This window comes from Amycolatopsis keratiniphila subsp. keratiniphila (genome assembly GCF_001620365.2).
In the GTDB taxonomy this organism is placed as follows: Bacteria; Actinomycetota; Actinomycetes; order Mycobacteriales; family Pseudonocardiaceae; genus Amycolatopsis; species Amycolatopsis keratiniphila.
The window spans coordinates 86,444-108,321 of the sequence record NZ_LQMT02000041.1; the positions used below are offsets into that span (position 1 = coordinate 86,444).

The following is a 21,878-nucleotide window of genomic DNA, read 5'->3' on the forward strand; positions in this document are numbered from 1 at the left end:
GCATGACTTCGACCCTGGATTCCAGGGCGGTCGCCTCCCCTTCCGCGTCCACCCGGACGCGGAAGGGGAACGCAGCGCGCCGCCGTCGCACCGTCTTCTACTTCATCGCACCGGCGACGCTCGGGTTCCTGATCTTCTTCGGGTACCCGCTGATCGCCACGGTCTACTACTCGTTCACCCGCTACGACCTGATCAACGCGCCCGAGTTCATCGGCTTCGACAACTACATCCGCATGTTCACCAGCGAACAGCTGGTCGGCACCGCCGCGTACAACACGTTGTGGCTGGTGATCGTGCTGACGTTCTGCCGGGTCGTGTTCTCGCTCGGCGTGGCGTCGATCATCTCGCGACTGAAATCGGGCGTCGGCCTGGTGCGGACGCTCTGCTATCTGCCCTCGCTGGCCCCGCCCGCCGCGGCGACCCTGGCGTTCGTGTTCCTGTTCAACCCGGAATACGGCCCGGTCAACGCGTTCCTGCGGGCGGTCGGCATCGACGGCGGCCTGTGGTTCAACGACCCGGCGATGTCGAAGCCCGCGCTGACCCTGCTGGTGATGTGGGGGTCGGGCGAGCTGATGATCATCATCCTGGCGGCGCTGCTCGACGTGCCGCAGGAGCAGTACGAGGCCGCCGAACTCGACGGTGCCGGGCCGGTCCGCCGGTTCTGGCACGTCACGCTCCCGTCGATCTCGCCGGTGCTGCTGTTCGGCATCGTCAACTCGATGATCTTCGCGTTGCAGTTCTTCACGCAGGCGATCGTCGCGGGATCGGCGGCCGCGGGCGCGGCCGACGTCGCGGGCAACACGAGATTCATCGGCGCACCACAGAATTCGACGCTGACCTATCCGGTTTGGCTGTACGTCCAGGGATTCCGGTACTTCAACATGGGTTACGCGGCGGCGATGGCGGTCCTGCTGTTCATCGTGTCGGCCGGGTTCACCTGGATCCTGGTCCGGCAGCTGCGCAAGACCCAGCACCAGGAGGAGGGCGGATGACCACACTGGCCGAGCCCAGGCACACCGCCCCGGCGTCCGAACCGCCGAAGGTACGGGTGCGGCGCCAATGGGACAAGAAGCTGTACTGGATCGCGACGCACAGCGTGGGCATCGCGATGGGCGTGATCTTCATGCTGCCCATCCTGTTCGTGTTCCTCACCGCGGTGATGTCCAGCGATCAGGCGCTTTCGTCGAACTTCTGGCCGAAGGAATGGCACTTCGAGAACTTCATCGAGGTGTTCGAGAAGGCGCCGCTGCTGCAGTATTTCGGCAACAGCATCCTGTATTCGACGCTGGCAACCGTCGGGGCGCTCGTCTCGGCGATCCCGGCGGCGTACGCGCTTTCGAAGCTGAAGTTCCGCGGGCAGAACCTGTTCTTCATGCTGACCATGGCCGCGATGATGCTGCCCCCGCAGGTCACCGTCGTGCCGTTGTACGACCTGTGGGTGCGGCTCGGGTTCACCGGGACCCTGGTCCCGCTGATCGTGCCGTACTTCTTCTTCGACGCGTTCTCGATCTTCCTGCTGCGGCAGTTCTTCCTCACCATTCCGAAGGACTACCTCGAAGCCGCGAAGATCGACGGCTGCAACGAGTTCCAGGCGATGGTCAAGGTGCTGATCCCGATGGCGAAGCCGGGTATCGCGGCCACCGCGATGTTCTGCTTCCTGTTCACCTGGAACGACTATTTCGGCCCGCTGCTCTACACCGGTGAGACCCGCGACAACTGGCCGCTTTCGCTGGCGATCGCGTCGTTCCGCGGTATGCACCACGTGGAATGGAACCTCACCATGGCGGCCACCGCGCTGATCATGCTGCCGGTGATCGTGCTGTTCGTGTTCGCGCAGAAGTCCTTCGTCAAGGGCATCACATTCACAGGGGTCAAGGGATGAAACTGGCAGTCGTCGGTGGTGGTTCCACCTACACGCCCGAGCTGATCGACGGGATCGCCGGACGGCGGTCCACTTTGGACGTCGACGAGATCGTGCTGATCGATCCGGACGCGTACCGGGTGGAGGCGGTTGGGGACTTCAGCAATCGATTGCTGAGCCACGCCGGGCATCCGGCGCGGGTGCGCACCACGTCGAGCCTCGAAGAGGGCGTCGACGGTGCGTCGGCGGTGCTGATCCAGCTGCGGGTCGGCGGGCAGCGCGCCCGCCGCGGGGACGAGACCTTCCCGCACGCCTGCGGCTGTGTCGGGCAGGAGACCACGGGCGCGGGCGGCCTCGCGAAGGCGCTGCGCACCGTGCCGGTGGTGCTCGACATCGCCGACCGGGTGCGGAAGATCGCCGGTGACGACACGTGGATCGTCAACTTCACCAACCCCGTCGGCATCGTCACGCGCGCGCTGCTGAACGAGGGCCACCGCGCCGTCGGCCTCTGCAACGTCGCGATCCACCTCCAGCGCACGTTCGCGCATCTGCTCGGCGCCGGGATCGACGAGGTCAAACTCGTCCACACCGGACTGAACCACCTGAGCTGGGAACGGAAGGTGCTCGTCAACGGCGAGGACCGCCTGCCGGAACTGCTGGCGGAGCACGCGGAATTCCTCGGCGAGCACGTCACCGCGCCGGTGGAATGGATGCGGCGGATGAACGTCGTGCCGTCGTACTACCTGAAGTACTACTACGGGCACGACGAGCAGGTCGCCAAACAGCGCACCGAGCGGCCGCGCGCGGACGTCGTGAGCGACGTCGAGGAGGAACTGCTCAAGGTGTACCTCGACCCGGAGGTGGTGACCAAACCGGAGCAGCTGGAAAAGCGGGGCGGTGCCTATTATTCCGAGGCCGCGGTGCAGCTCGTGCACGCGCTCACCTCGGGCGGCCCCGCGGAAGAGCACGTCGTCAACGTCCGCAACGAAGGAACTTTCGACTTCCTGCCGGACGACGCCGTCATCGAGGTTCCGTCCCTTGTGGACGGAAACGGCCCGCGCCCGATCGCGCAGCCGCCGGTGGAGCAGCGGTTCGCCGGGCTCATCGCCGGGGTGACGGCGTACGAGCATCTCGCGCTGGAGGCGGCGATCAAGGGCGGCCGGGACCGCGTGGCCGACGCGTTGCTCGCGCATCCGCTGGTCGGCCAGTACACGAAGGCCGATCAGCTCGCCGACTCGCTGGTGAAGATCAACCGTGAGTTCCTGCCGTGGGCGGGGGCATGACGGCCGGCTCACAGGACGTCGTCGTCGCGATCGACGGCGGCAACAGCAAGACCGACGTCCTGATCGTCTCGCGGGACGGACGGGTGCTCGGGCAGTCGCGAGGACCGGGCGCGTCCCCGCAGAACATCGGGGTCGACGGCAGCGTCCAGGCGTTGGAGAAGCTGGTCCTGGAAGCCCTTCGCGGGGCAGGGCTTCCCGACGAGCGTCCTTTCGCGACACATACGTCGGCCTATCTCGCGGGGCTGGATTTCCCGCGGGAGGAAGCGATCCTGCACGCCGCGCTGGCGGCACGCGGCTGGAGCGACACGCTGATCGTCGGCAACGACACGCTCGCGCTGCTGCGTGCGGGCAGTTCCGACGGGACGGGCGTGGCGGTGGTGTGCGGCGCCGGGATCAACGGCGCCGGCGTCAGCGCCGACGGCCGTGAGCACCGGTTTCCCGCGCTGGGCAAGATCTCCGGCGACTGGGGCGGCGGCTACCGGCTCGGCGAGGAGGCACTGTGGTGGGCCGTCCGCGCCGAGGACGGCCGCGGTCCGGGTACCGCTCTGCAGGCCGCCGTCACCGCGCACTTCGAGGCGTCCTCGGTGCTGGACGTGGTGCAGCGCCTGCACTTCCAGGATCTGCACTCCGATTCGATCCATGGCCTGTGCCCGCTGCTGTTCGCCGTCGCGGCGGACGGCGACGAGGTGGCACAGGACGTGGTCGACCGGTTCGTCGAAGAGGTCGCCCTGCTGGTCTCGGTCATCCTGCGGCGGCTCGAACTCACCGAGGAGGCGCCCGAAGTCATCCTCGGCGGGGGAGTGCTGACCGGGGTCGGCGCGCAGGTGATCGCGGAGATCGAACGGCGGTGCCTGAAAGTGGCTCCGCAGGCTTCGATCCAGGTGGTCGATGTGGCGCCGGTGGTCGGTGCGGCGCTGTTCGCGCTGGACACGATCGGCGCTTCCACCGCCGCGAAGACCTCTCTCAAGGCCGCGACAAAACGGGTCTAGATCGCGCGTGAAGGCCCCCTTCCCTCGGCTCAGCCGAGGGAAGGGGGCCTTCACGCGCTCAGGAGGCGGCGGGGACGAGCGGCTCGTCCGTCTCCAGCAGCGTCTTGAGGTCCGACAGGATCCACGGCCAGCCACCGCCGGCGTTCTCGCCCGGCCCGGCGTTGATGTCCTCCTGCGATCCGCTGACCAGCGCGGCCGTCGTCGGCGCGTCGGTGACGTCGTGGGTGACGGTCAGCCTGGTGCCCGCGGTCTTCGTCTCTTCGATCTCGTAGGTGAGCTTGGTGTACGGCTCCTTGTCGAAGGACGGGTCCATCAGGAGTTTCCAGGTGATGACCAGCTTGCGTGGCGGGTCCACCTCCAGGACCTCACCGTCGACCAGGTCGTTGGTGAAGCCCGCGTCGACGTAGTCCTTCGTCGGGTGGGTGGCGTGTTTGCCGCCCGGCCGCAGGTCGAAGTCGACCAGGCCGGTGTAGCCGTACTTCTGCGACCACTCGGGCTTCGTGATGGCGTCCCAGATCTTCTCCGGGGTGGCCTTGATGTACACGCGGTAAACCTGGGTGTCGGTCATGAGGGCTCCTCGGTCTCGAGTTCGGCTTTGAGGTCGAGCAACGCGGTCACGTTGCGCTCCGTGAACTTGTCGATCCACCTGTCGTGGATCTGCCGGATCGGTACCGGGTTGAGGAAATGCTTCTTCTCCCGGCCCTCCTTGCGCGTGACGACAAGTCCGGCTTCTTCCAGCAGTTTCAAGTGCTTCATCACGCCGAACCGGCTCATGTCCACTTCGGACTCGAGCTCGGTCAGCGTGCGGCCGTCACGCGCGAACAGCTGGTCGAGCAGGAACCGGCGAGTCGGATCCGCCAGGGCCTTGAAAACCAGGTCGTCGTCGGGCACATCGGAAGAATAGGTGACCAAAAGGTCACGTGTCAAGCCGGAGTTTCCGAGAGCGCGTGAAGGCCCCCTTCCCTCGGCTCAGCCGAGGGAAGGGGGCCTTCACGCGCGACGTGGCCGGAGCTACAACAAGGCGCCCAGCGGCAGGATCAGCGCGATCGCGACCACCGAGATCACCGTCTCCATGATCGACCAGCTCTTCAGCGTCTGCCCGACCGAAAGCCCGAAGTATTCCTTGACCAGCCAGAACCCGGCGTCGTTGACGTGGGAGAAGAACAGCGAGCCCGCGCCGATCGCCAGCACCAGCAATGCGCTGTGCGACGGATCCATGGTCGCCGCGAGCGGCGCCACGATGCCCGCGGCGGATACGGTGGCGACCGTCGCGGAGCCGGTGGCGAGCCGGATCGCGACCGCGACCAGCCAGCCGAGCAGCAGCGGCGACAGGTTCGCGCCGGTGGCCAGGCTGGTGATGACGTTGCCGACCCCGGCGTCTACGAGGGTCTGCTTGAATCCGCCGCCCGCGCCGACGATGAGCAGGATGCCGGCGATCGGCGGCAGCGAATCGGCCACCGTGGACGACAGCTTGTCCCGCGTGAAGCCCGCGGACTTGCCCAACGTCAGCATGCCGAGCAGGACCGCGGCGAGCAGCGCCACCAGCGGATCGCCGATGAAGTCGAGCACGCGGCGGACGTGGTTCTCCTTCTCCAGCAGGATGTCCGCGAGCGCCTTGCCCATCATCAGCACGACGGGCAGCAGCACGGTGGACAGCGTCGCGAAGAAGCCGGGCCGCCGTCCGTCCGAAGACGACGATTCCGGGATGAGACGTTCCGGCGCGACGGCGTCGGGGACCATCTTCGCGGCCAGCTTGCCGAACAGCGGTCCGGCGATGATCACCGTCGGGATCGCGACGAGCAGACCGAAGGCCAGGGTGAGGCCGACGTTCGCGTTCAGCGCGCCCGCGGCGGCGAGCGGGCCGGGATGCGGCGGGACGAGACCGTGCAGCACCGAAAGCCCGGCGAGTGCGGGGATTCCCAGCATCAGCAACGGTTTCCCGGTGCGCTTGGCGACCAGCAGGATCACCGGGATGAGCATGACCAGGCCGATCTCGAAGAACATCGGCAGCCCGATCAGCGCGGCGACCAGCGCCATCGCCCACGGCAGGGCGCGGTCGCCGGCGCGGCGCAGGATGGTGTCGACGATCTGGTCCGCGCCACCCGAATCGGCGAGCAGCTTGCCGAGCATCGCGCCGAGCGCGATCAGCACGCCGACCGACGCGACGGTGGAGCCTACGCCGGAACTGAAGCTCTTGATCAGCTTGTCCACCGGCATGCCGCCGACGAGCCCGAGCACGCCGGAGCCGAGGATGAGGGCCAGGAACGGATGCTGCTTCGCCTTGGTGATCAGGACGACGATCACGGCGATGGCGAGCACCGTCGCGCCGATGAGGCGGGTGTCGTGTCCGGTCCAGGCGGCGGCGAGGGTGGTGGTCATCAGCGGTCCTTGAAAACGGAAAGGGCGGTTTCGACGATCTCTGCCGGCTTCTTCGCGATGTCGGCGACGAGGCCGTGCTCGTCCGGCTGAAGCGGTTCGAGGTCGGCGAGCTGGGAGTCCAAAAGGGACACCGGCATGAAGTGGCCGGAGCGGGTCTTCATCCGATCGGCGAGCAGGTCGCGGTCGCCGTGGAGGTGCAGGAACCAGACTTTCCCGCCGCTGCGCAGGATGTCGCGGTAGCGATACTTGAGCGCGGAAGACGTGACGACGCCGCCGGAGCACTGATGGTCCCGGATCCAGGTGGCGATGGCTTCGAGCCAGGGTTGCCGGTCTTCGTCGTTCAGCGGGTGGCCGGAGCTCATCTTGTCGATGTTCGCCTTCGGATGGAACGTGTCCGCTTCGGCGTAGTCGACGCCGAGGCGTTCGGCGAGTGCCGTGCCCACGGTCGTCTTGCCCGAGCCGGAAACGCCCATCACCACGATGACGGTCATCCGTACCTCCCACGTCGTTGTAGCCGGGACGAGTACAGCTCAAAAGTACTACTTAAGCAACATCAAGTACTACTTAATCGAGTCAGAACGTTAGAGTCGCCTGGTGGGCAACGACAGGCATGCCGAAGTGCTCGACGCGCTCGGCTCCGCGATCGCGAACGGGGAGCTCCCGCCGGGCTCCGTACTGCGCTCGGAGGAGCTCCAAGAGCGGTTCGGCGCCTCTCGCACGGTGGCGCGCGAGGTGGTGCGCGTCCTCGAAACGATGTGCCTGACCAGCAGCAAACGCCGGGTCGGGGTGATCGTGCGCGAGCCGAGCGAGTGGAACCATTACGACCCGAGGCTGCTCCGCTGGCAACTCGACGGCTCCGAGCGGAAGACCGCGCTGCGCACCCTGACCGAACTGCGTTCCGGTGTGGAACCGTGCGCCGCCCGCTACGCCGCGCTGCGGGCGACGCCGGAGGAGGGCGGCCGTCTCCGGGCTTTGGCGAAGCGGCTCGAGGAGACGGCGCACCGGCGGGACCTCGACACCTTCCTCGGGCACGACGTCGCTTTCCACGATCTGCTGCTGTCCTCGTCGCGGAATCCGATGTTCGCCCAGCTTTCGGCGGTCGTCGCCGAAGTGCTCGCCGGGCGCACCGGGCACGGGCTGATGCCGGAGGAGCCGCAGCCCGAGGCCGTCGCCCTGCACGTCGAGGTCGCGGTGGCCGTCGACGCCGGCGACCCCGACCGGGCCGAACGCGCGATGCGGGACATCGTCATCCAGGCGCGTGACGAGATGGCCGTCCTTCTGGACGGATGATCTTCGAGTAATCTCTGCAGGTCTTCGAGGGATACTGCATGCAGGGGGCGACGGTGAGCGCGGCGCGCGCGATCGGCTTGGTGTTGGGGGTGGCCGCGGACGGGGCGATCGGGGACCCTCGGTCGAGGCGTCCGGTGACGGCGTTCGCCAGGGCGGCTTCGGCGGTGGACGCGAAGGTCCGGCCGAAACACCCGGTGGCCGGTGTCCTGTGGACCGGCGGCCTCGCGGGCTCCGCCGTGCTGGCGGGCGTGCTCGCCGAGCGGGCGGGGCGGCGCAGTCCCGTCCTGCAGGCGACCACGACCGCGGTGACCACCTGGGCCGTCCTCGGCGCCGCCGGACTGGCCGCGCACGGCACCTCACTGGCCCGGGACCTCGAAGAAGGCGAACTCGAGACCGCGCGCGGCACACTGTCCACACTGGATCCGCGGGTCGCCGACGACCTCGGCGTCATCGGCCTCTCGCGTGCTTCGGTGGAAACCCTCGCCGAGAACACCGCGGACGTCGTCATCGCGCCGCTGGTGTGGGGAGCGCTGGCCGGCGTCCCCGGCCTGCTCGGCTCGCGTGCGATCAGCCTGCTGCGCGGCATCGGCCGCGGGCGCCCCGAGCGATACCGGTGGCTCGTCGCCCGGCTGGATGAAATCGTCCATCTCGTGCCCACGCGGGTCGCTGCCGGGCTGACCGTGCTCGCCGCCCCGGTCGTCGGCGGCTCGGCGGGCGGCGCGTGGCGGGCGTGGCGGCGGGACACCACCGCGCACCCGAGCCCGAACGCCGGCCGCGTCGAGGCCGCTTTCGCCGGGGCGCTGGAGATCCGCGTCGGCGGGCGGACGGTGTACCCGCACGGGGTCGAGGAACTGCCGGTGCTCGGCATCGGGCGCAACCCGGACGCGGGGCACGTGACGCGGGCCGTGGAGCTCTCGCGGGTGGTCGGGTGGCTGGGCGCGCTCAGCTCGGTGGTGCTGGCGGGTCTCGTCGGGCTGCGGCGACGGCGCTGAACTGCGGATTCCCGGCGGCAGGGGAGCAAGGGACCTTTGCTACCACTTGGGGCGGGGGTGTGTGGGAATAGGGACGTTGAGTGTCCCTGGTTCCACACACCCGCTACTCCGGGTGGTGACCGTGTGGGTTTTGTTGCGTTGGGTGACCCGAAATCCACACAGTCGCCGAGACGGGAGCAAGGGACCTTTGCTGTCACCGGGGGCACCGTGTGGATTTTGGGACATCTGACGTCCCAAAATCCACACGGTGCCGTGGGTGATCCTGGCTGCGTGACGGGCAAGGGAGCAAGGGACCTTTGCTACCACCTGACCCGCTGACCTGCGGAAAGGGAGCAAGGGACCTTTGCTACCGCGCCAGCTGCGCCCGCGCCCGTGCGTCCATCGGCCCGTCGCGACGCGCGAGCTCCGCGTCGATCCGTGATCGGTCGGCAGGCTGCTTGTTCCCGCCGAACTTGAACTTCGCCCGCACCCCGGTCACGGTCAGTTCGACCCCGCGGATGCCGGGGAGCAACCGCTTGTCCGGCGCCTCGGTCGCGCTCACCCCCAGCCTGTCCGAACCGGGCTCGAAACGCGCGAGCTGCCGGTCCAGGAGCGCGGCCTTCTCCGCGGCGTCGTCGATCAACCGGACGTCGCATTCGAGCTGGACCGACGAGTAGTACGACGTCGGCACCCCGTGCGGCGGGTCGGCCGGGGTGTTCCAGCCGGAGCGGATGTAGGTGTGGTCGTCGATCACCGCGAGCAGCGCGCGCGGGTGTTCCTCCAGCAGCGGCCAGACCGGGTTGGGGCGCGCGAGGTGCAGCAGGACCGTCCGGTCGCCGTCGTAGGCGAAGTGCACCGGATTGACGATCGGCAGGTCACGGCCCGTGCCGCCGGCGATCAGCTGGCCGAAGTCGTGCGTCGAGAGCCAGGCCCGCCATTCGGCGTCGTCGTGGGCGGCGTCCCACGGGTGAATCAGCATGCTCGAAGCGGACCACGAGAAATGGACCTATGAAAGGTCCATTTTCGGGTCGAATCAGGTGGCCACTTCGGAGCGTTCGTCTTCGGCCAGCATCTCCGCGACACTCTTGCGCCGCTGCGGCCGCTCCGTGGCAAGCGCGCCGCCCGGCTTCAGCTCGCGGATGGTGAAGTACAGCCATCCCATCAGCGCCATCGCGCCGAACGCGATCCACTGCAGGGCGTAGGAGAAGAACGGTCCGGCGTCGGTCTGTGGCAGTGGCAGCGCGCCCAGGACGCCGGGCTGGTTCACGTCGAGCTGGAAGTAGCCCGGACGGATGTCGAGCTTCGCGGCCCGCGCGACGACCTGCGAATCGACGACGTAGCTCTGAAGCTTCCCGCCGGTCGACTCGTCGGCGAAGGCGTCGCGGTTCTTCCCGTCCTTTTCATCGTGACGTGCCCGCGTGACGATGTCGACAGTTCCGGCGGGAGGCGGGGCGAAGGGGAGCGCGCGCGATTTGTCGTCGAGCCGGACGTATCCGCGGTCGACCAGCACGATCGTGCCTTCGACGGTCCGGAACGGCGTCAGGACCTCGAAGGCCGCTTCGCCCTGTACGGAGCGCAGACGGGCCACGACCTCGCCCTCGGGCAGGTACGTGCCCTTCATCGCGACCAGATGCCATTCGGTGCGCTGATCAGGCACGGCTCCGTTGGGGAGCAGCTCCTCCAGCGAACGCGGCTGCCCGGAGAACGACTCCCGCAGCGCCGCGTTCTGGTGCTCGCGTTCGGTGTTGCGGGAGAACTGCCACGGCGCCAGCAGGGTGAAGCAAGTGATGGCGAAGGTGAACACCACCAACGTCAATGCCAGCCACCCGGGCTTCAGCAGGAACTTCAACCGCACCCCACCACGGTAAGCGGTCGGCCTCAGGCGTGTGCGCGCACCCAGTCGAGCAGGCCCGGAACGGCTCGCTCGATCATGCCGAGGACGTCCTCGAAACCGTCGTCCTCGCCGTAGTACGGGTCCGGGACCTCGGCGCCCTCGGGCGCGGACGGATCGAACTCGCGCAGCAGGCGGACCTTCGCCGGGTCCGACACCTTGCGCCGGAGGAACGACAGGTGCCCTTCGTCCGCCGCGAGCAGCAGGTCGGCGGCCAGATGCCCGCGGTCGACCTCGGCCGCGACGTGGCCGGTCGGGTACCCGTGTTCGGCCAGCTTCGCGCGGGCCCGCTTGTCCGCGGCCTCGCCCACGTGCCAGCCGCCGGTGCCCGCGCTGGACACCTGCACGAGGTGATCGAGACCCGCCTCCTCGGCCTTCGCGCGGAAGACGAGCTCGGCCATCGGGGAACGGCAGATGTTGCCGGAACAGACGAAGACGATGTGCAGCACCTGATCAGTGTGAAGGCCGGTGGAGATCGACCGCTCACCGGCTCCGAACGGCTACCGGGCGCGCGAAGCTGGAAAGCCGGGACGAAGCGGGAGTAGACCTCCTGGAGAGAAACACGCAGGAAGGTCGCGTATGAGCGCACCAACACCCAGCGTCGAGTCGCCGGCAACCGGGCTCCGCTGGTACCGCATCACCGTCAAGCTTCCGCACCCCTACGAGGTCGGGCGGATCCTGTCGGAGCACCACTTCGTCCAGGCGAGATCGCCGAAAGAGGCGATGACCAGGATGCCGTTGCACCTCCGGTCGAGCGCGTCCGTCTCGCCGTACGAGGTCGTCCGGCCCGACGTTCCCGACCAGACGACGAAGGCCTATCGCGCGGTGCTGTGGACGGGGCGCGTGATGCGCGCGGCCGGCCGCTGGGCGATCAGCAAGGATGCGAAGGCCCTGGACTGAGCCGGGGTGGTAGCAAAGGTCCCTTGCTTCCTTTTCGCAGGTCAGCGGCTCGCGTTAGGTCTGCCCGGGACGTTGCGAAAGCCACTTTCGCAACCTTCAACGTTGCGAAAGTGGCTTTCGCAACATGCGGGAGCCCCACGCGGTAGCAAAGGTCCCTTGCTCCCGACCCGCAGGTCAGGAGCGTGAACACGCCGACCGCAAGGACTCCGAAAGCGCCCCGGAGTGCAACCGGTCCAGCTCGCGCCGCGCGTCGGCCAGCCGCACCGTGACCGCGAGCCGCACGTCGCACGACCGCCGCGCCCGTGCGTCCCGCGTCGAGGCGAGTTCGGTGAGCAGCCCCGCGTTGAGCCGGTCGATCACCGGCCGCACCTCGGTCCCCAGATCGGGTCGTCCGGGCGGCCGCGTGCCGGGGTGCTCGGTCCACCGCGCGTACAGGCCGCGCTGCACGACCTTGTTCGCCTCGATCTGGTCGCGGAAGAACCGCACCACCCCGGCCGGGTCGAGGCCGAGGCCGGGCGCCTTCGCGGCCACCGAGTCGAGGATCTGCTGCTCGCGCACCGGGTCGTCGATCGGCGACGGCGTGCCGAACTTCGCGGCCGCGACCTTGTCGGCGATCTGCACGCGCTGAGCGGCCAGGTCGGTCAGTTCCCAGAGGCCCGGAGACGCCGACGCCGGCGCGGGTAACGCCACGAGAAGGAGCGAAGCGGCACAGAGCACCCGAAGTCGCATGCCCGGAAACGCTACATGCGAAAATCCCCGAGTGCCCGCGCTAGCCGAAGTCATCGCCGCCCTGGAGCAGGCGTATCCGCCCGAACTCGCCGAATCGTGGGACGCCGTCGGGCTCGTCTGCGGCGACCCGGCCGAGCACGTGGACAAGGTCCTGTTCTGTGTCGACCCGGTCGACGAGACCGTCGACGAGGCGATAGCCGGGGGCGCGCAGCTGATCGTCGCGCACCATCCGCTGCTGCTGCGCGGAGTCCACGGCGTGCCGGCGGACAGCACGAAGGGGCGCCTCGTGCACCGACTGATCCGCGCGGGCGTCGCCCTGTACTGCGCGCACACCAACGCCGATTCCGCGTCCCCCGGCGTCTCCGACGCGCTCGCCGACGCCATCGGCCTGACCGTCCTCGGCCCGCTCGACCCCCGCGAAGACGGGGTCACCGGCATCGGCCGCATCGGCGAGCTGCCCGCGCCCGAGCCCTTCTCCGCCTTCGTCGAACGCGTCGCGAACGCCTTGCCCCGCACCGAGCCCGGGGTCTACGGCGCGGGCGATCCGGCCCGCCCGATCCGTCGCGTCGCCGTTTCCGGCGGTTCCGGCGACAGCTATCTCAAGCGCGCCACCGCCGCCGGGGTCGACGCGTACGTCACCGCCGATCTCCGGCATCATCCCGCCGGCGAGCACCTCGCCGACATCGCCGAAGTCCCCGCCCTGGTCGGCGTCACCCACTGGGCGAGCGAGTGGCCGTGGTGCGAGCAAGCCTCGGGCGTCGTCCGTGCCGCGTTTGCGGGTAACGTCGACGTTCACGTCTCCACGCGGTGCACCGACCCGTGGACGCTACGGGCCACCCGAACCGAGCACTGACAATCCAAGGAGCACCGTGAAGGCCGATCCCGCCGTCCAGCGCCAGCTGCTCGAACTCGCGAAGGTGGACGCGGAACTCTCGCGTACCGCCCACCGTCGCCGCACCCTGCCGGAGATCGCCGAGATCGACGCGGGCGAGAAGACGGTGCGCGAACGACGTGACGCGCTGGTCTCGGTCCAGACTGCGGCGTCCGACCTCGACCGCGAGATCGCCCGCCAGGAGAAGGAGATCGAGTCGGTGCGCGCTCGCGGAGACCGCGACCGCAAACTCCTCGAATCCGGTTCCGTCGCGGCGAAGCAGATGACCGACATCGAGCACGAGCTGAACAGCCTCAGCCGTCGTCAGTCCGCGCTGGAGGACGACCTGCTGGAGCTGATGGAACGCCGCGAGGCGCTCGAACTCGACGCCCAGCGCACCAGCGCCGAGGTCGCCAAGGCCGAGGGCGAGGTCGCCGAAGCCGTCAGCCGCCGCGACGAGCACTTCACCGACCTCGACACCACGAAGGCACGCCGCGACGAAGACCGCGCCAAGCTCCTGCCGCGCTTCCCGGAAGACCTGCTGAAGCTCTACGAGCGGGTCCGTGCGCACAAGGGCATCGGCGCTGCGCTGCTGCGTGCCCGCCGCTGCGGCGCCTGCCAGCTGGACATCGACCGCCGCGAAATCGCCGAGATCAAGGCGGCCCCGGAAGACAACGTCATCCAGTGCGAGAACTGCGGCGCCATCCTGGTGCGCACGCTGGAGTCCGGCCTGTGACCGACCACGTGCTCGTCGAGGCCGACGGCGGTTCGCGGGGCAACCCGGGGCCCGCCGGATACGGCGCGGTCGTCAAGGACGCGGCCACCGGCGAGGTGCTCGCCGAGCGCAAGGCCTACGTCGGCATCGCGACCAACAACGTCGCCGAGTACGGCGGCCTGATCGCCGGGCTCGCCGCGGCCGCCGAGCTCGGAGCGTCCACAGTGGACGTCCGGATGGACTCGAAGCTCGTGGTGGAGCAGATGTCCGGGCGCTGGAAGGTCAAGCACCCGTCGATGCAGCCGCTGAACGCCGAGGCCAAGGAGCTGGCGGCGCGGTTCTCGCGCGTGCGCTACGAGTGGATCCCGCGCGCGGAGAACTCCCACGCGGACGGCCTCGCGAACGAGGCGATGGACGCGGGGAAACAGGCGGAAGCGCCGAAGAAGACCGTGAAGCAGGACAGGGTCAGCCCCGTCGGCTGGACCGGCGCGACCGGGACCCCGACCAAACTGCTCCTCGTGCGGCACGGCCAGACGGCGATGTCGGTCGAGAAGCGGTACTCCGGCCGCGGCGACGTGCCCCTCACCGAGCATGGCAAGCAGCAGGCGGCCGCCGCCGCGAAACGCCTCGGCGCGATGGAGGGCCTGGTCGTCGACGGCGAGGTGGCCCCGATCATCGCCTCGCCGCTGATCCGCACCCAGCAGACCGCGCAGGCGATCGCGGACGCGCTCGGCGGCCGGGTCGAGACCCACCCCGGGCTGATCGAGACCGATTTCGGCGAGTGGGAGGGCCTCACCTTCAAAGAGGCCATGGACCGCGACCCCGAGTTCCAGACCAGCTGGCTTTCCGACACCTCGATCGCGGCGCCGGGCGGGGAGAGTTTCGACGGCGTCCATCGCCGGGTCCGCAAGGCCCGCGACGAGCTGATCGCGAAGTACGGCGGCCGGACGCTGGTGCTGGTCAGCCATGTCACGCCGATCAAGGCGCTGCTGCGGATGGGCCTGGACGCCGGGCCGTCGCTGCTGTTCCGCCTGCATCTGGACCTGGCGTCGCTGTCGATCGTCGAGTTCTACCCGGACGGCAACGCCTCGGTCCGGCTGGTGAACGACATTTCGCATCTCTCCTGATAGGGAGACTGTGGCGCGGATCACGCCTGGATATGACGTGTCGCGGGCGGCCGATGGGGTATTGGCTACAGTTTCGGGCGACGGCACGTGAGCGAAAAGGCGAAGACGGGGACATGACGGCGAGCGCACTCAGCGAAGCTTCCGAACAAGACGTGCCCGACCCGGCGGAGACGCCGGCCCGTCGTGGCTTGGCCGCCCGTGTCGCGCCGTACCTGGCGGTTCTCGCCGGGGTGGCGGCCGTCGCCTGGCACGCCACCCTCTACGGCCACTGGATCGTCGACGACGCGGCCATCACCTTCTCCTACGCGCGCAGCTTCGCCGACGGCCTCGGGCCGGTCCTGCAGCAAGGGCAGCCGTCGGTCGAGGGCTGGTCGAACTCGACGTGGCTGGTGGCGCTGGTGCTCGGCAAGCTCGTCGGCGTCTTCGACAGCGGCATGCTGTTCGGCCTTCCCGACTACGTGCTGTTCCCGAAACTGCTGGGGCTGCTGTTCACCGCCGGGACGCTGGCCGCCTGCCACATCGCGGCGAAGCAGATCTTCGCGCGCTTCGCGTGGCTGGCGACGCTGGTCGTCGGGCTGACGCTGGCCGCGATCCCGTCGTTCGTCATCTGGACGATCTCCGGCCTGGAGAACTCGCTGTTCGGGATGGCCGTCGCCTGGCTCGCCGTGCTGCTGTTCGTGGCCGTGCGCAAGGACACCGTGCTCACCGCGAAGGTCGCCGTCTGGTCCGGGATCCTGGTCGCGTTCGCCGCGCTGACCCGCCCCGAAGGCCTGATCTACGGTGGTGCGTACCCGCTCGTCGTCCTGTTCCAGCTGCGGAAGCCGTTGCTGGGGCAGAGCATCAAACTCGTCGTGGTGTCCGTGGTCGCGTTCGCGATCCCGTTCGGGGCGTACCTCGCCTGGCGGATCGCGGAGTTCGGCAGGCTGCTGGCGAACCCGTCCATCGCGAAGGGGCAGGGCCTACCCGGCCTTTCGGCGCTGAAGCAGCCGTTCGAGCTGGTCGGCTACGCCGGTGTCGCCGGCACGATCCTGCTGGCGCTGACCATCGGGTACGCGCTGGTCCGCGCGGAATGGCGGCGCGCGCTGATCGCACTGCTGGTGCCGCTGGCGCTGGGCATCATCGCGTACGGCGTGATGGTCCCGGACTGGATGGGCCAGCACCGGTTCGCCACCCCGATCTGGATCCTCTCCGTGCTGGCGGGGACGCTGGCCGCCGGCGAACTGATGCGCCGCTCCCGGGCGGTGCTGCGGATCGTCGTGGTGCTCGTGCTGGTGGCGGCCGCGATCCCGTCCGGGATGGGCTTCGCGTCGGCCTCGAAGAAGTTCCAAGAGGTCCCGACGGTGCCCGCGTGCCTGATCGCCGACCGCTTCGGCCGCGGCTTCAACACCATGGCCGACATCCTGGGCCTGCAGCAGGCGTCGCTGCTGCTGCCGGACCTCGGCGGCTCGTCGATGACCAGCCGCCTGCACCTGGTCGACATGGCCGGGCTGGTCGAGGCGGACGTCGCGGACTTCCTCAAGAAGGGCGACCTGCCGGGGCTGCGCGACTACGTGTTCGACAAGGTCAAGCCGACCTTCATCCACTCGTGGGGCCCGTGGGCCGCGGGCAACGGCATCACCGTCGACCCGCGGGTCGACCGCGACTACGAGCCGATCTTCGTGTACCCGGGTAGTGGACCGCGCAACGGCGACTTCGTGCGCAAGGACGCCGTCTCCAGTCCCGAGAAGCTGAAGGCCGTGCGGGACTACGCCGCGAAGACCATGCCGGATGTCGAGAAGGCGCGCTTCGGCGGGCCGCTCAAGGACTGCGGCCCGACCATGCACCCGGGCCAGACCGTCTACCTCCCGTAAACGACCGCATTCAGAGGACTAAACGCGGTCGAGGGCCGCCTCCTTCTCCCGGATGACGGGCAGCACGTGCTTCCCGAAGTGCTCGACGTCCTCCAGGTAGTGCAGGAAGCCGAGCAAAAGCAGGTTCGCCCCGCGCTTCTTGTACTCGATGGCCCGGTCCGCGATCTGCTCCGGCGTGCCGATCAGCCCGGTGCGGAAGCCGTCGTTGTACTGCACCAGATCCTTGAACTCCGAGTCGGCCCACATCCCCTTCTTGTCCGATGTGGAGCTTCCCGCCTGCTTGACGGCGCCGCGGAAGCCTTCGACGGCCTCGGTGTTCGCCTTCTCGACGATCTCGCGCAGCACGGCCTTCGCCTCGCTCTCGGTCTCCCGCGCGATCACGAAGCCGTTGAGCCCGAAGTGGACGGTGTGGTCGTTCGCGGCCGCGTAGCCCCGGACTTCCTCGACCTGCTCGCTGAACCCGTCGAAGTCCTTGCCGTTGCTGAAGTACCAGTCGGAGACCCGGCCCGCGAGCTTCCTCGCCGCGGTGGAGTTGCCGCCCTGGAAGATCTCCGGATGCGGCCGCCCGACCGGTTTGGGCTTGATGTCGAAATCGTGGATCCGGTAGAAATCGCCGGTGAATTCGGCGTGGTCGTTCGTCCAGAGTTCCTTCAGCACGCGAATGAATTCTTCCGAGCGACGGTACCGTTCGTCGTGTTCCAGCCATGGTTCACCGAGGTTCGTGAATTCGTCCTTGAACCAGCCGCTGACCACGTTGACCGCCGCGCGCCCGCCGGAGATCACGTCCGCGCTCGCGATGAACTTCGCGAGCACGCCGGGATGCCACAGTCCGGGATGGACGGCCGCGATCACCTTCAGCCGCTGCGTCGCGAGCAGCAGCGCGAGGCTGAATCCGGTCGATTCGTGCTGGTAGGCGGCACCGTAGCTGGCCGTGTAGCGGACCTGGCTCAGCGCGTATTCGAAGCCGCTGTTCTCCGCGAGGACGGCGAGATCGCGGTTGTACTCGTGGCCCCAGTCGGTGCGCTGCTCGATGTCGCTGGTGACCAGACCGCCGCTCACATTGGGGACCCAATAGGCGAATTTGAGTGGTTCGGATGCGATTTCCGGCATGTGGCGGAGTGAACCCGCCATCCCCGGAAACCGTCAATCGGCGTCCACGCGCTGGGACCGCCCGAGCGCGGAACTCAATTCGGTGCGCCCGGTGATCCCCAGTTTCCGGTAGGCGCCGGACAAATGCAGTTCGACGGTGCGGCGGGTCAGGTGCAGTGCTTCGGCGATCTCCCGGTTGGTGAGACCTTGTGACGCCATCAGCGCGACGCGGTATTCCTGTTTGGTGAGCCCGTGTTCGTTGTCCTTCGCCGTGGCGAGACTCGTCCGCGCGTCCCGCAGCGCCTCGGCGGCCCGCCGCGCGAGCGGCCGCGCCCCGCAGTGCTTGCTCGATTGCGCGGCCATCCGCAGCGTGCCGACCGCCTTCTCGGCCTGCCCGTGCCGGGCCTGCAGCACGCCGAGTTCGGTCAGCGCCTCGGCCAGCGCGAGTTTCGCGGTCGACCCGCCGAGGACGTCGACAGCCCTGATGAGCAGGCGTTCGCCCTCTTCGTCCTCGCGGACGAGACCGGCCGTGGTCAGCGCGCCGCCGAGGATCCTCGGCGCTCCCCAGCGTTCCGCGGCTTCGAGATCCTCCTCGGCGAGCCGGGCCGCCGCGTCGGTGCGGCCGAGCGCCAGCGCGGTGCGGGCGGCGTGCGCCCGCCAAGGGGCGAAGCCGGGGAAACGCATGCCGTGGTGCTCGAGACGGCGGCCGCAGCCACGCAGGTCTTCGTAGCCGAGCTCCGGTTCACCGGTGGCCGCACGGAGCCTCCCGCGGGCGTAGAGCAGGTAGTTGTGCGTGAAAAGTGCTTGTGTGGCACCGAAATCGATCCGGTCAAGCAGGGTTTTCGCGACATCGTGGCGGCCGAGGTCGACCGAGACCTCGATCAGTCTCGCCGCGCACAGCACCGCGATCGGGCATCGGCTGGTGACCCCGCGCTCGTCGAACTGCCGCACCAGCGATTCGAAGTGGACACTCGCGCGCACCAGGTCGCCGCCCGCCTGCAGGGCGATCCCGCGGGCGAGGGTGGCGAGGGCGCCTTTCGGCACGTGGAAGTCCCACGGCAGGCGTTTGGTGTCGAGCACCTGGCAGAGCTTGTCGGTGAGCGCGGGTTCGTCGGCGAGCGCGGCCGTCGCGAGCGTGAAGAAATACGGCTGTTCGAACAGTTCGGGCTGCTCTCCGGACAACGCCTCCCCGAAATGCCGGACGGCGTTCGCCGACGACTTCCCGTCGCGCACCGTGTCGAGCGCGAGCAGGCCGGATCGGCTCTGTTGCGCGGCGGGATCGTTCAGCGGCGCCCATTGCTGTTCGAAGTCGCGGAAGTCCGGCGGTGGCCCGAGCCTGCTGCCGGCTTCGGCGAGATAGGTCATGCACAGCAGCGGCCAGACGGCGTCGCGTCCGCCCGCGTCGAGCCGCGCGGCGAACTGGCCGGCGGAGTTGATCGCCAGCCGCGCGTCCGGGCCGCAGCACAGCGAAAGGATCATGGCCGTCGCGACGAAGGCCGCGGTTTCCCGGTCGTCGATGTGGTCGATGGCCTCGCGCACCCTGGCCGGCGCCGAATCCTGGTCGCAGTGGAATTCCGCGTGCGCGAGCTGGAGCAGGATCGCCATCCGCTTGCGTTCGCTGAGCCGTTCTTCGAGCGCGCGCGAGAGGAACCGGACGGACAGCTCCGGGTCGCCCTCGACCACCGAATGCCGCGCGGCCAGCCGCAGGACGTCGACCGCCCACGGGATCCTGATCGCGGTCGCCTCCAGGAGATGGACGCCGACCCGTTCCGGCGCGGCACCCGCGTCGTGCAGGAGCCGCGCCGCCCGTGCCTGCGTGACGGCCCTGGTGGTGAGCGGCATGTCGGCGAGCACCGAGTTGCGGACGAACCGGTACGTCAGCGACGGCCGGTGGCTGTTGGTCAGCAGGTGCACCCGCACCATCGTGTCGATGGCCTCCAGCGCCGTGCTCTCGTCGACCCCGGCCAGCTGTGCCAGCAGGTCGAAACTCGCGTCCTCGCCGAGGATCGCGACGGCTTCGAGCACCTTCGGCGCGGCGGTGTACTCGTGCATGCGGACCCGCAGCACCTCGCCGATCATCGCCGACCCCGCGGTGGCCGGATCCATCCCCGGGACCAGGCGGCGGCGCAGCGCGCCGAGCAGGAACGGGTTGCCGCCGGTGACCTCGCGGCATTCCTCGGCGAACCGCCCGACGGAGACCCGGAGGAACTCGGCGACGTGCCGGGTCCCGAGCCCGCGCAACCGGATGGTCGCCGGGGTGCAGCCGGACATCTCCAGCAGGGCGACCTCGCCGGTCTGCAAGTGCCCGATCAACGAGGTCAGCACGACCAGCACCGGCAAATGCTCGACCCGGTGCCGGATGTAGGCGAGACAGCGCATCGACCACGGGTCGGCGAGGTGGATGTTGTCGATGCCGAGGAAGACCGGTCCCTGTTCGGCGGCGTGGCGGACGGTGTGGAAGAAGGCGTCGAGCGCCTCCGTCTGTTCCCGTTCGGTACGGGGCGGGTGATCCGGCAGGATTTCGGTCGCGTGCGGCGTGCGCGGCCGCGGCGATCCGGGTTCGGCGGGCGCGTGGGTGAGCCCTTCGACCAGCTGACGGCCGACACCGCCGGTCAGATGGGTTTCCAGCCGGGACGCGGTGGCGATCGCGACGGTGAATCCGGCCGCTTCGGCGAGCTCACCGGCCGCGGTGAGCATCGACGACTTGCCCATCCCGAACTCGCCGACCACCACCGCGCTGACGGCGCGGCCCTGCCGGGCGGCGCGGCACAGGCCGGTGATCGTGTCGAGTTCGCCGTCTCGACCCAGTAACCCGGCGGCGCGGCGCTTCGGTACCGAAGGCCCGCCGAAGGGACTCTCGGGATTTACTTCGGTATGCACCGTAGAGACCTTCGTGTCGGCTTGCGGCAGACTACTCGCATGTAAGCGGTAACGGGAGTGAGCGCTGGTCGTCGAGGGGAGCAGGAGCCGGGATGTCCGCATCCGACGAGATCCGCCGGGACGATCGTTGCGACGACATCAAGGCCGCGACGACGCACGCCAGGAAGACCACGACCAGGTTCGCCGTGATCATCGACAGCCGGCCGCGACATCGCGCGGCGACGGGGGACAGGTAGCGCAGATCGGCCTTCGCCAGCGCGTCCTCCACCGACGCGAACTCCGCGACCTGCCGTCCACATCGCGCGCAATCCTTCAAATGCTTCTCGAAGGCATGAGCCTCCGCCCGGTCCAGCACACCGAGTACGTACGCCGCCACATCGGTGTGTTTCACCTTTCGCTTCCTCATCGGGAACCCAGCTCTCCTAACGACCGTCGCAATGTCTTCATAGCCGCGTACAGCCGTGATTTGACCGTTCCCTCCGGGATCCCCAATATCACCGCCGCCTCCCGGACCGTATGCCCGGTCAGATACGTCTCGTAGATGACGGCCTGATATTTGCCGTCCAGATAACGCAGCGCTTCGGAAATGACGAGTGCGGACAGTGACTGTTCGGTCCGGTCCGCTATTTCGGCGTTTTCGGAACTGTCCAGCTCGACCTCCTGTGGCCGGGCGCGCCGGTTTCGCCAGCCGTCGATCACGATCCGCTTGGCGACCGTGAGCAGCCAGCCGCGCAACATTCCCGGCTCGCGGTTCAACGTGTCCGAATGCTGCCAGGCGCGGATCAGTGTTTCCTGGACGACGTCTTCCGTCCATTGTTGATCATGGCCCGTCAGGTACATCACCTGCCCGAACAGGGTGTCCCGGAAATCCTTGTACAGCACCGAAATAAGCTCGTCGGAAACCTCGCCCGGCCGATGGTCGCCATCGAACCGGCAGCCTCTGCCCACTGCTTCCATAAAGTTCGCTACCTCCCCGGCGGTGGAGGATTTCACGGGTTCGTACACCGTAGCGCAGACTATCGCCGTGAGCCATGTGCAGTAGTGGTTCGTTTA

Annotated in this window: 23 protein-coding genes; 11 read left to right on the forward strand and 12 right to left on the reverse strand. The window is 68.6% G+C overall.

Annotation, left to right across the window (positions count from 1 at the left end; translation table 11 throughout):
• Window positions 1–2 precede the first annotated feature (2 nt).
• The 4 genes from AVR91_RS37700 to AVR91_RS37715 are packed head-to-tail and all read left to right on the forward strand — an operon-like array spanning window position 3 to window position 4,133.
• Entirely contained in the window at window positions 3–992 is a 990-nt protein-coding gene (locus AVR91_RS37700) for a carbohydrate ABC transporter permease (RefSeq protein WP_016331547.1), read from the forward strand.
• Window positions 989–1,882, forward strand: coding sequence for a carbohydrate ABC transporter permease (locus AVR91_RS37705; protein ID WP_016331548.1), 894 nt, complete (start codon window positions 989–991; stop codon window positions 1,880–1,882). The genes AVR91_RS37700 and AVR91_RS37705 overlap by 4 nt, the downstream gene beginning before the upstream one ends.
• Window positions 1,879–3,144: a 6-phospho-beta-glucosidase gene (locus AVR91_RS37710; protein ID WP_063276355.1), complete on the forward strand. Its 1,266-nt coding sequence runs from the start codon at window positions 1,879–1,881 to the stop codon at window positions 3,142–3,144. The genes AVR91_RS37705 and AVR91_RS37710 overlap by 4 nt, the downstream gene beginning before the upstream one ends.
• Window positions 3,129–4,133, forward strand: a complete 1,005-nt coding sequence (locus tag AVR91_RS37715) for an N-acetylglucosamine kinase (protein WP_083737904.1) — start codon at window positions 3,129–3,131, stop codon at window positions 4,131–4,133. The genes AVR91_RS37710 and AVR91_RS37715 overlap by 16 nt, the downstream gene beginning before the upstream one ends.
• 58 nt (window positions 4,134–4,191) lie before the next feature.
• Here AVR91_RS37715 and AVR91_RS37720 read toward each other — a convergent pair whose 3' ends face one another.
• The 4 genes from AVR91_RS37720 to AVR91_RS37735 form a co-directional block, all read right to left on the reverse strand.
• Window positions 4,192–4,701 carry an SRPBCC family protein gene (locus AVR91_RS37720; protein WP_072028729.1) on the reverse strand — a complete coding sequence of 170 codons (510 nt, stop codon included), beginning with the start codon at window positions 4,699–4,701 and terminating at the stop codon, window positions 4,192–4,194.
• Window positions 4,698–5,024: an ArsR/SmtB family transcription factor gene (locus AVR91_RS37725; RefSeq protein WP_016331552.1), complete on the reverse strand. Its 327-nt coding sequence runs from the start codon at window positions 5,022–5,024 to the stop codon at window positions 4,698–4,700. Before AVR91_RS37725 ends, AVR91_RS37720 begins: the two co-directional genes overlap by 4 nt.
• 120 nt (window positions 5,025–5,144) lie before the next feature.
• Window positions 5,145–6,512, reverse strand: coding sequence for a GntT/GntP/DsdX family permease (locus AVR91_RS37730; protein WP_063276125.1), 1,368 nt, complete (start codon window positions 6,510–6,512; stop codon window positions 5,145–5,147).
• Window positions 6,512–7,003: a gluconokinase gene (locus AVR91_RS37735; protein ID WP_063276126.1), complete on the reverse strand. Its 492-nt coding sequence runs from the start codon at window positions 7,001–7,003 to the stop codon at window positions 6,512–6,514. Before AVR91_RS37735 ends, AVR91_RS37730 begins: the two co-directional genes overlap by 1 nt.
• A 103-nt stretch (window positions 7,004–7,106) precedes the next feature.
• On the opposite strand from AVR91_RS37735, the gene AVR91_RS37740 reads away from it, so the two are divergent.
• Window positions 7,107–7,802 carry a FadR/GntR family transcriptional regulator gene (locus tag AVR91_RS37740; RefSeq protein WP_016331555.1) on the forward strand — a complete coding sequence of 232 codons (696 nt, stop codon included), beginning with the start codon at window positions 7,107–7,109 and terminating at the stop codon, window positions 7,800–7,802.
• Between the two features lie 38 nt (window positions 7,803–7,840).
• Window positions 7,841–8,794 carry a cobalamin biosynthesis protein CobD/CbiB gene (locus AVR91_RS37745; protein WP_211282815.1) on the forward strand — a complete coding sequence of 318 codons (954 nt, stop codon included), beginning with the start codon at window positions 7,841–7,843 and terminating at the stop codon, window positions 8,792–8,794.
• A 346-nt stretch (window positions 8,795–9,140) separates the two neighbouring features.
• On the opposite strand, the gene AVR91_RS37750 is transcribed toward AVR91_RS37745, so the two are convergent.
• The 3 genes from AVR91_RS37750 to AVR91_RS37760 are packed head-to-tail and all read right to left on the reverse strand — an operon-like array spanning window position 9,141 to window position 11,113.
• Window positions 9,141–9,752: an FMN-binding negative transcriptional regulator gene (locus tag AVR91_RS37750; protein WP_063276127.1), complete on the reverse strand. Its 612-nt coding sequence runs from the start codon at window positions 9,750–9,752 to the stop codon at window positions 9,141–9,143.
• Between the two features lie 54 nt (window positions 9,753–9,806).
• Window positions 9,807–10,628 carry an SURF1 family cytochrome oxidase biogenesis protein gene (locus tag AVR91_RS37755; RefSeq protein WP_063276128.1) on the reverse strand — a complete coding sequence of 274 codons (822 nt, stop codon included), beginning with the start codon at window positions 10,626–10,628 and terminating at the stop codon, window positions 9,807–9,809.
• Window positions 10,629–10,651: 23 nt separating this feature from the next.
• Entirely contained in the window at window positions 10,652–11,113 is a 462-nt protein-coding gene (locus tag AVR91_RS37760) for a low molecular weight protein-tyrosine-phosphatase (RefSeq protein WP_037331995.1), read from the reverse strand.
• A 130-nt stretch (window positions 11,114–11,243) separates the two neighbouring features.
• Between AVR91_RS37760 and AVR91_RS37765 the strand changes: the two genes are divergently transcribed.
• Complete coding sequence (locus AVR91_RS37765) at window positions 11,244–11,564, forward strand: hypothetical protein (protein WP_063276129.1); 321 nt, start codon at window positions 11,244–11,246, stop codon at window positions 11,562–11,564.
• A 174-nt stretch (window positions 11,565–11,738) separates the two neighbouring features.
• Here the strand turns inward: AVR91_RS37765 and AVR91_RS37770 are convergent, their stop codons facing one another.
• Window positions 11,739–12,293 (reverse strand): chorismate mutase, encoded by a 555-nt coding sequence (locus AVR91_RS37770; RefSeq protein ID WP_063276130.1) that lies wholly within the window; start codon window positions 12,291–12,293, stop codon window positions 11,739–11,741.
• 31 nt (window positions 12,294–12,324) lie between these two features.
• Here AVR91_RS37770 and AVR91_RS37775 point away from each other — a divergent pair, with 31 nt between their 5' ends.
• The 4 genes from AVR91_RS37775 to AVR91_RS37790 all read left to right on the forward strand — a co-directional run bounded on the left by AVR91_RS37775 (window position 12,325) and on the right by AVR91_RS37790 (window position 16,856).
• Entirely contained in the window at window positions 12,325–13,146 is an 822-nt protein-coding gene (locus AVR91_RS37775) for a Nif3-like dinuclear metal center hexameric protein (RefSeq protein ID WP_016331562.1), read from the forward strand.
• Between the two features lie 16 nt (window positions 13,147–13,162).
• Window positions 13,163–13,900 carry a zinc ribbon domain-containing protein gene (locus AVR91_RS37780; RefSeq protein ID WP_063276131.1) on the forward strand — a complete coding sequence of 246 codons (738 nt, stop codon included), beginning with the start codon at window positions 13,163–13,165 and terminating at the stop codon, window positions 13,898–13,900.
• Window positions 13,897–15,006, forward strand: a complete 1,110-nt coding sequence (locus AVR91_RS37785) for a bifunctional RNase H/acid phosphatase (protein WP_172843526.1) — start codon at window positions 13,897–13,899, stop codon at window positions 15,004–15,006. The genes AVR91_RS37780 and AVR91_RS37785 overlap by 4 nt, the downstream gene beginning before the upstream one ends.
• Before the next feature lie 113 nt (window positions 15,007–15,119).
• On the forward strand, window positions 15,120–16,856 hold the full coding sequence (locus tag AVR91_RS37790; RefSeq protein WP_063276132.1) for a hypothetical protein: 1,737 nt from the start codon (window positions 15,120–15,122) through the stop codon (window positions 16,854–16,856).
• A gap of 18 nt (window positions 16,857–16,874) precedes the next feature.
• Here AVR91_RS37790 and sfnG read toward each other — a convergent pair whose 3' ends face one another.
• The 4 genes from sfnG to AVR91_RS37810 are packed head-to-tail and all read right to left on the reverse strand — an operon-like array spanning window position 16,875 to window position 21,782.
• Window positions 16,875–17,966, reverse strand: coding sequence for a dimethylsulfone monooxygenase SfnG (gene sfnG, locus AVR91_RS37795; RefSeq protein ID WP_063276133.1), 1,092 nt, complete (start codon window positions 17,964–17,966; stop codon window positions 16,875–16,877).
• 33 nt (window positions 17,967–17,999) lie between these two features.
• Window positions 18,000–20,825 (reverse strand): BREX system ATP-binding domain-containing protein, encoded by a 2,826-nt coding sequence (locus AVR91_RS37800; protein WP_063276134.1) that lies wholly within the window; start codon window positions 20,823–20,825, stop codon window positions 18,000–18,002.
• A 31-nt stretch (window positions 20,826–20,856) separates the two neighbouring features.
• The gene (locus AVR91_RS37805; protein WP_228709446.1) at window positions 20,857–21,216 is read right to left on the reverse strand and encodes a zf-HC2 domain-containing protein; all 360 of its coding nucleotides are present in this window, start codon (window positions 21,214–21,216) and stop codon (window positions 20,857–20,859) included.
• Window positions 21,217–21,227: 11 nt separating this feature from the next.
• Window positions 21,228–21,782 (reverse strand): sigma-70 family RNA polymerase sigma factor, encoded by a 555-nt coding sequence (locus AVR91_RS37810; RefSeq protein WP_063276136.1) that lies wholly within the window; start codon window positions 21,780–21,782, stop codon window positions 21,228–21,230.
• Window positions 21,783–21,878 lie beyond the last annotated feature (96 nt).

Excerpts from the sequence above, each read along its gene's own strand:
- AVR91_RS37765 (WP_063276129.1), top strand. The coding sequence starts at position 11,244 with ATGAGCGCACCAACACCCAGCGTCGAGTCGCCGGCAACCGGGCTCCGC.
- AVR91_RS37710 (WP_063276355.1), top strand. The coding sequence starts at position 1,879 with ATGAAACTGGCAGTCGTCGGTGGTGGTTCCACCTACACGCCCGAGCTG.
- AVR91_RS37700 (WP_016331547.1), top strand. The coding sequence starts at position 3 with ATGACTTCGACCCTGGATTCCAGGGCGGTCGCCTCCCCTTCCGCGTCC.
- AVR91_RS37750 (WP_063276127.1), bottom strand. The coding sequence starts at position 9,752 with ATGCTGATTCACCCGTGGGACGCCGCCCACGACGACGCCGAATGGCGG.
- AVR91_RS37705 (WP_016331548.1), top strand. The coding sequence starts at position 989 with ATGACCACACTGGCCGAGCCCAGGCACACCGCCCCGGCGTCCGAACCG.
- AVR91_RS37735 (WP_063276126.1), bottom strand. The coding sequence starts at position 7,003 with ATGACCGTCATCGTGGTGATGGGCGTTTCCGGCTCGGGCAAGACGACC.
- AVR91_RS37810 (WP_063276136.1), bottom strand. The coding sequence starts at position 21,782 with ATGGAAGCAGTGGGCAGAGGCTGCCGGTTCGATGGCGACCATCGGCCG.
- AVR91_RS37770 (WP_063276130.1), bottom strand. The coding sequence starts at position 12,293 with ATGCGACTTCGGGTGCTCTGTGCCGCTTCGCTCCTTCTCGTGGCGTTA.
- sfnG (WP_063276133.1), bottom strand. The coding sequence starts at position 17,966 with ATGCCGGAAATCGCATCCGAACCACTCAAATTCGCCTATTGGGTCCCC.
- AVR91_RS37745 (WP_211282815.1), top strand. The coding sequence starts at position 7,841 with ATGCAGGGGGCGACGGTGAGCGCGGCGCGCGCGATCGGCTTGGTGTTG.
- AVR91_RS37790 (WP_063276132.1), top strand. The coding sequence starts at position 15,120 with ATGACGGCGAGCGCACTCAGCGAAGCTTCCGAACAAGACGTGCCCGAC.
- AVR91_RS37730 (WP_063276125.1), bottom strand. The coding sequence starts at position 6,512 with ATGACCACCACCCTCGCCGCCGCCTGGACCGGACACGACACCCGCCTC.
- AVR91_RS37720 (WP_072028729.1), bottom strand. The coding sequence starts at position 4,701 with ATGACCGACACCCAGGTTTACCGCGTGTACATCAAGGCCACCCCGGAG.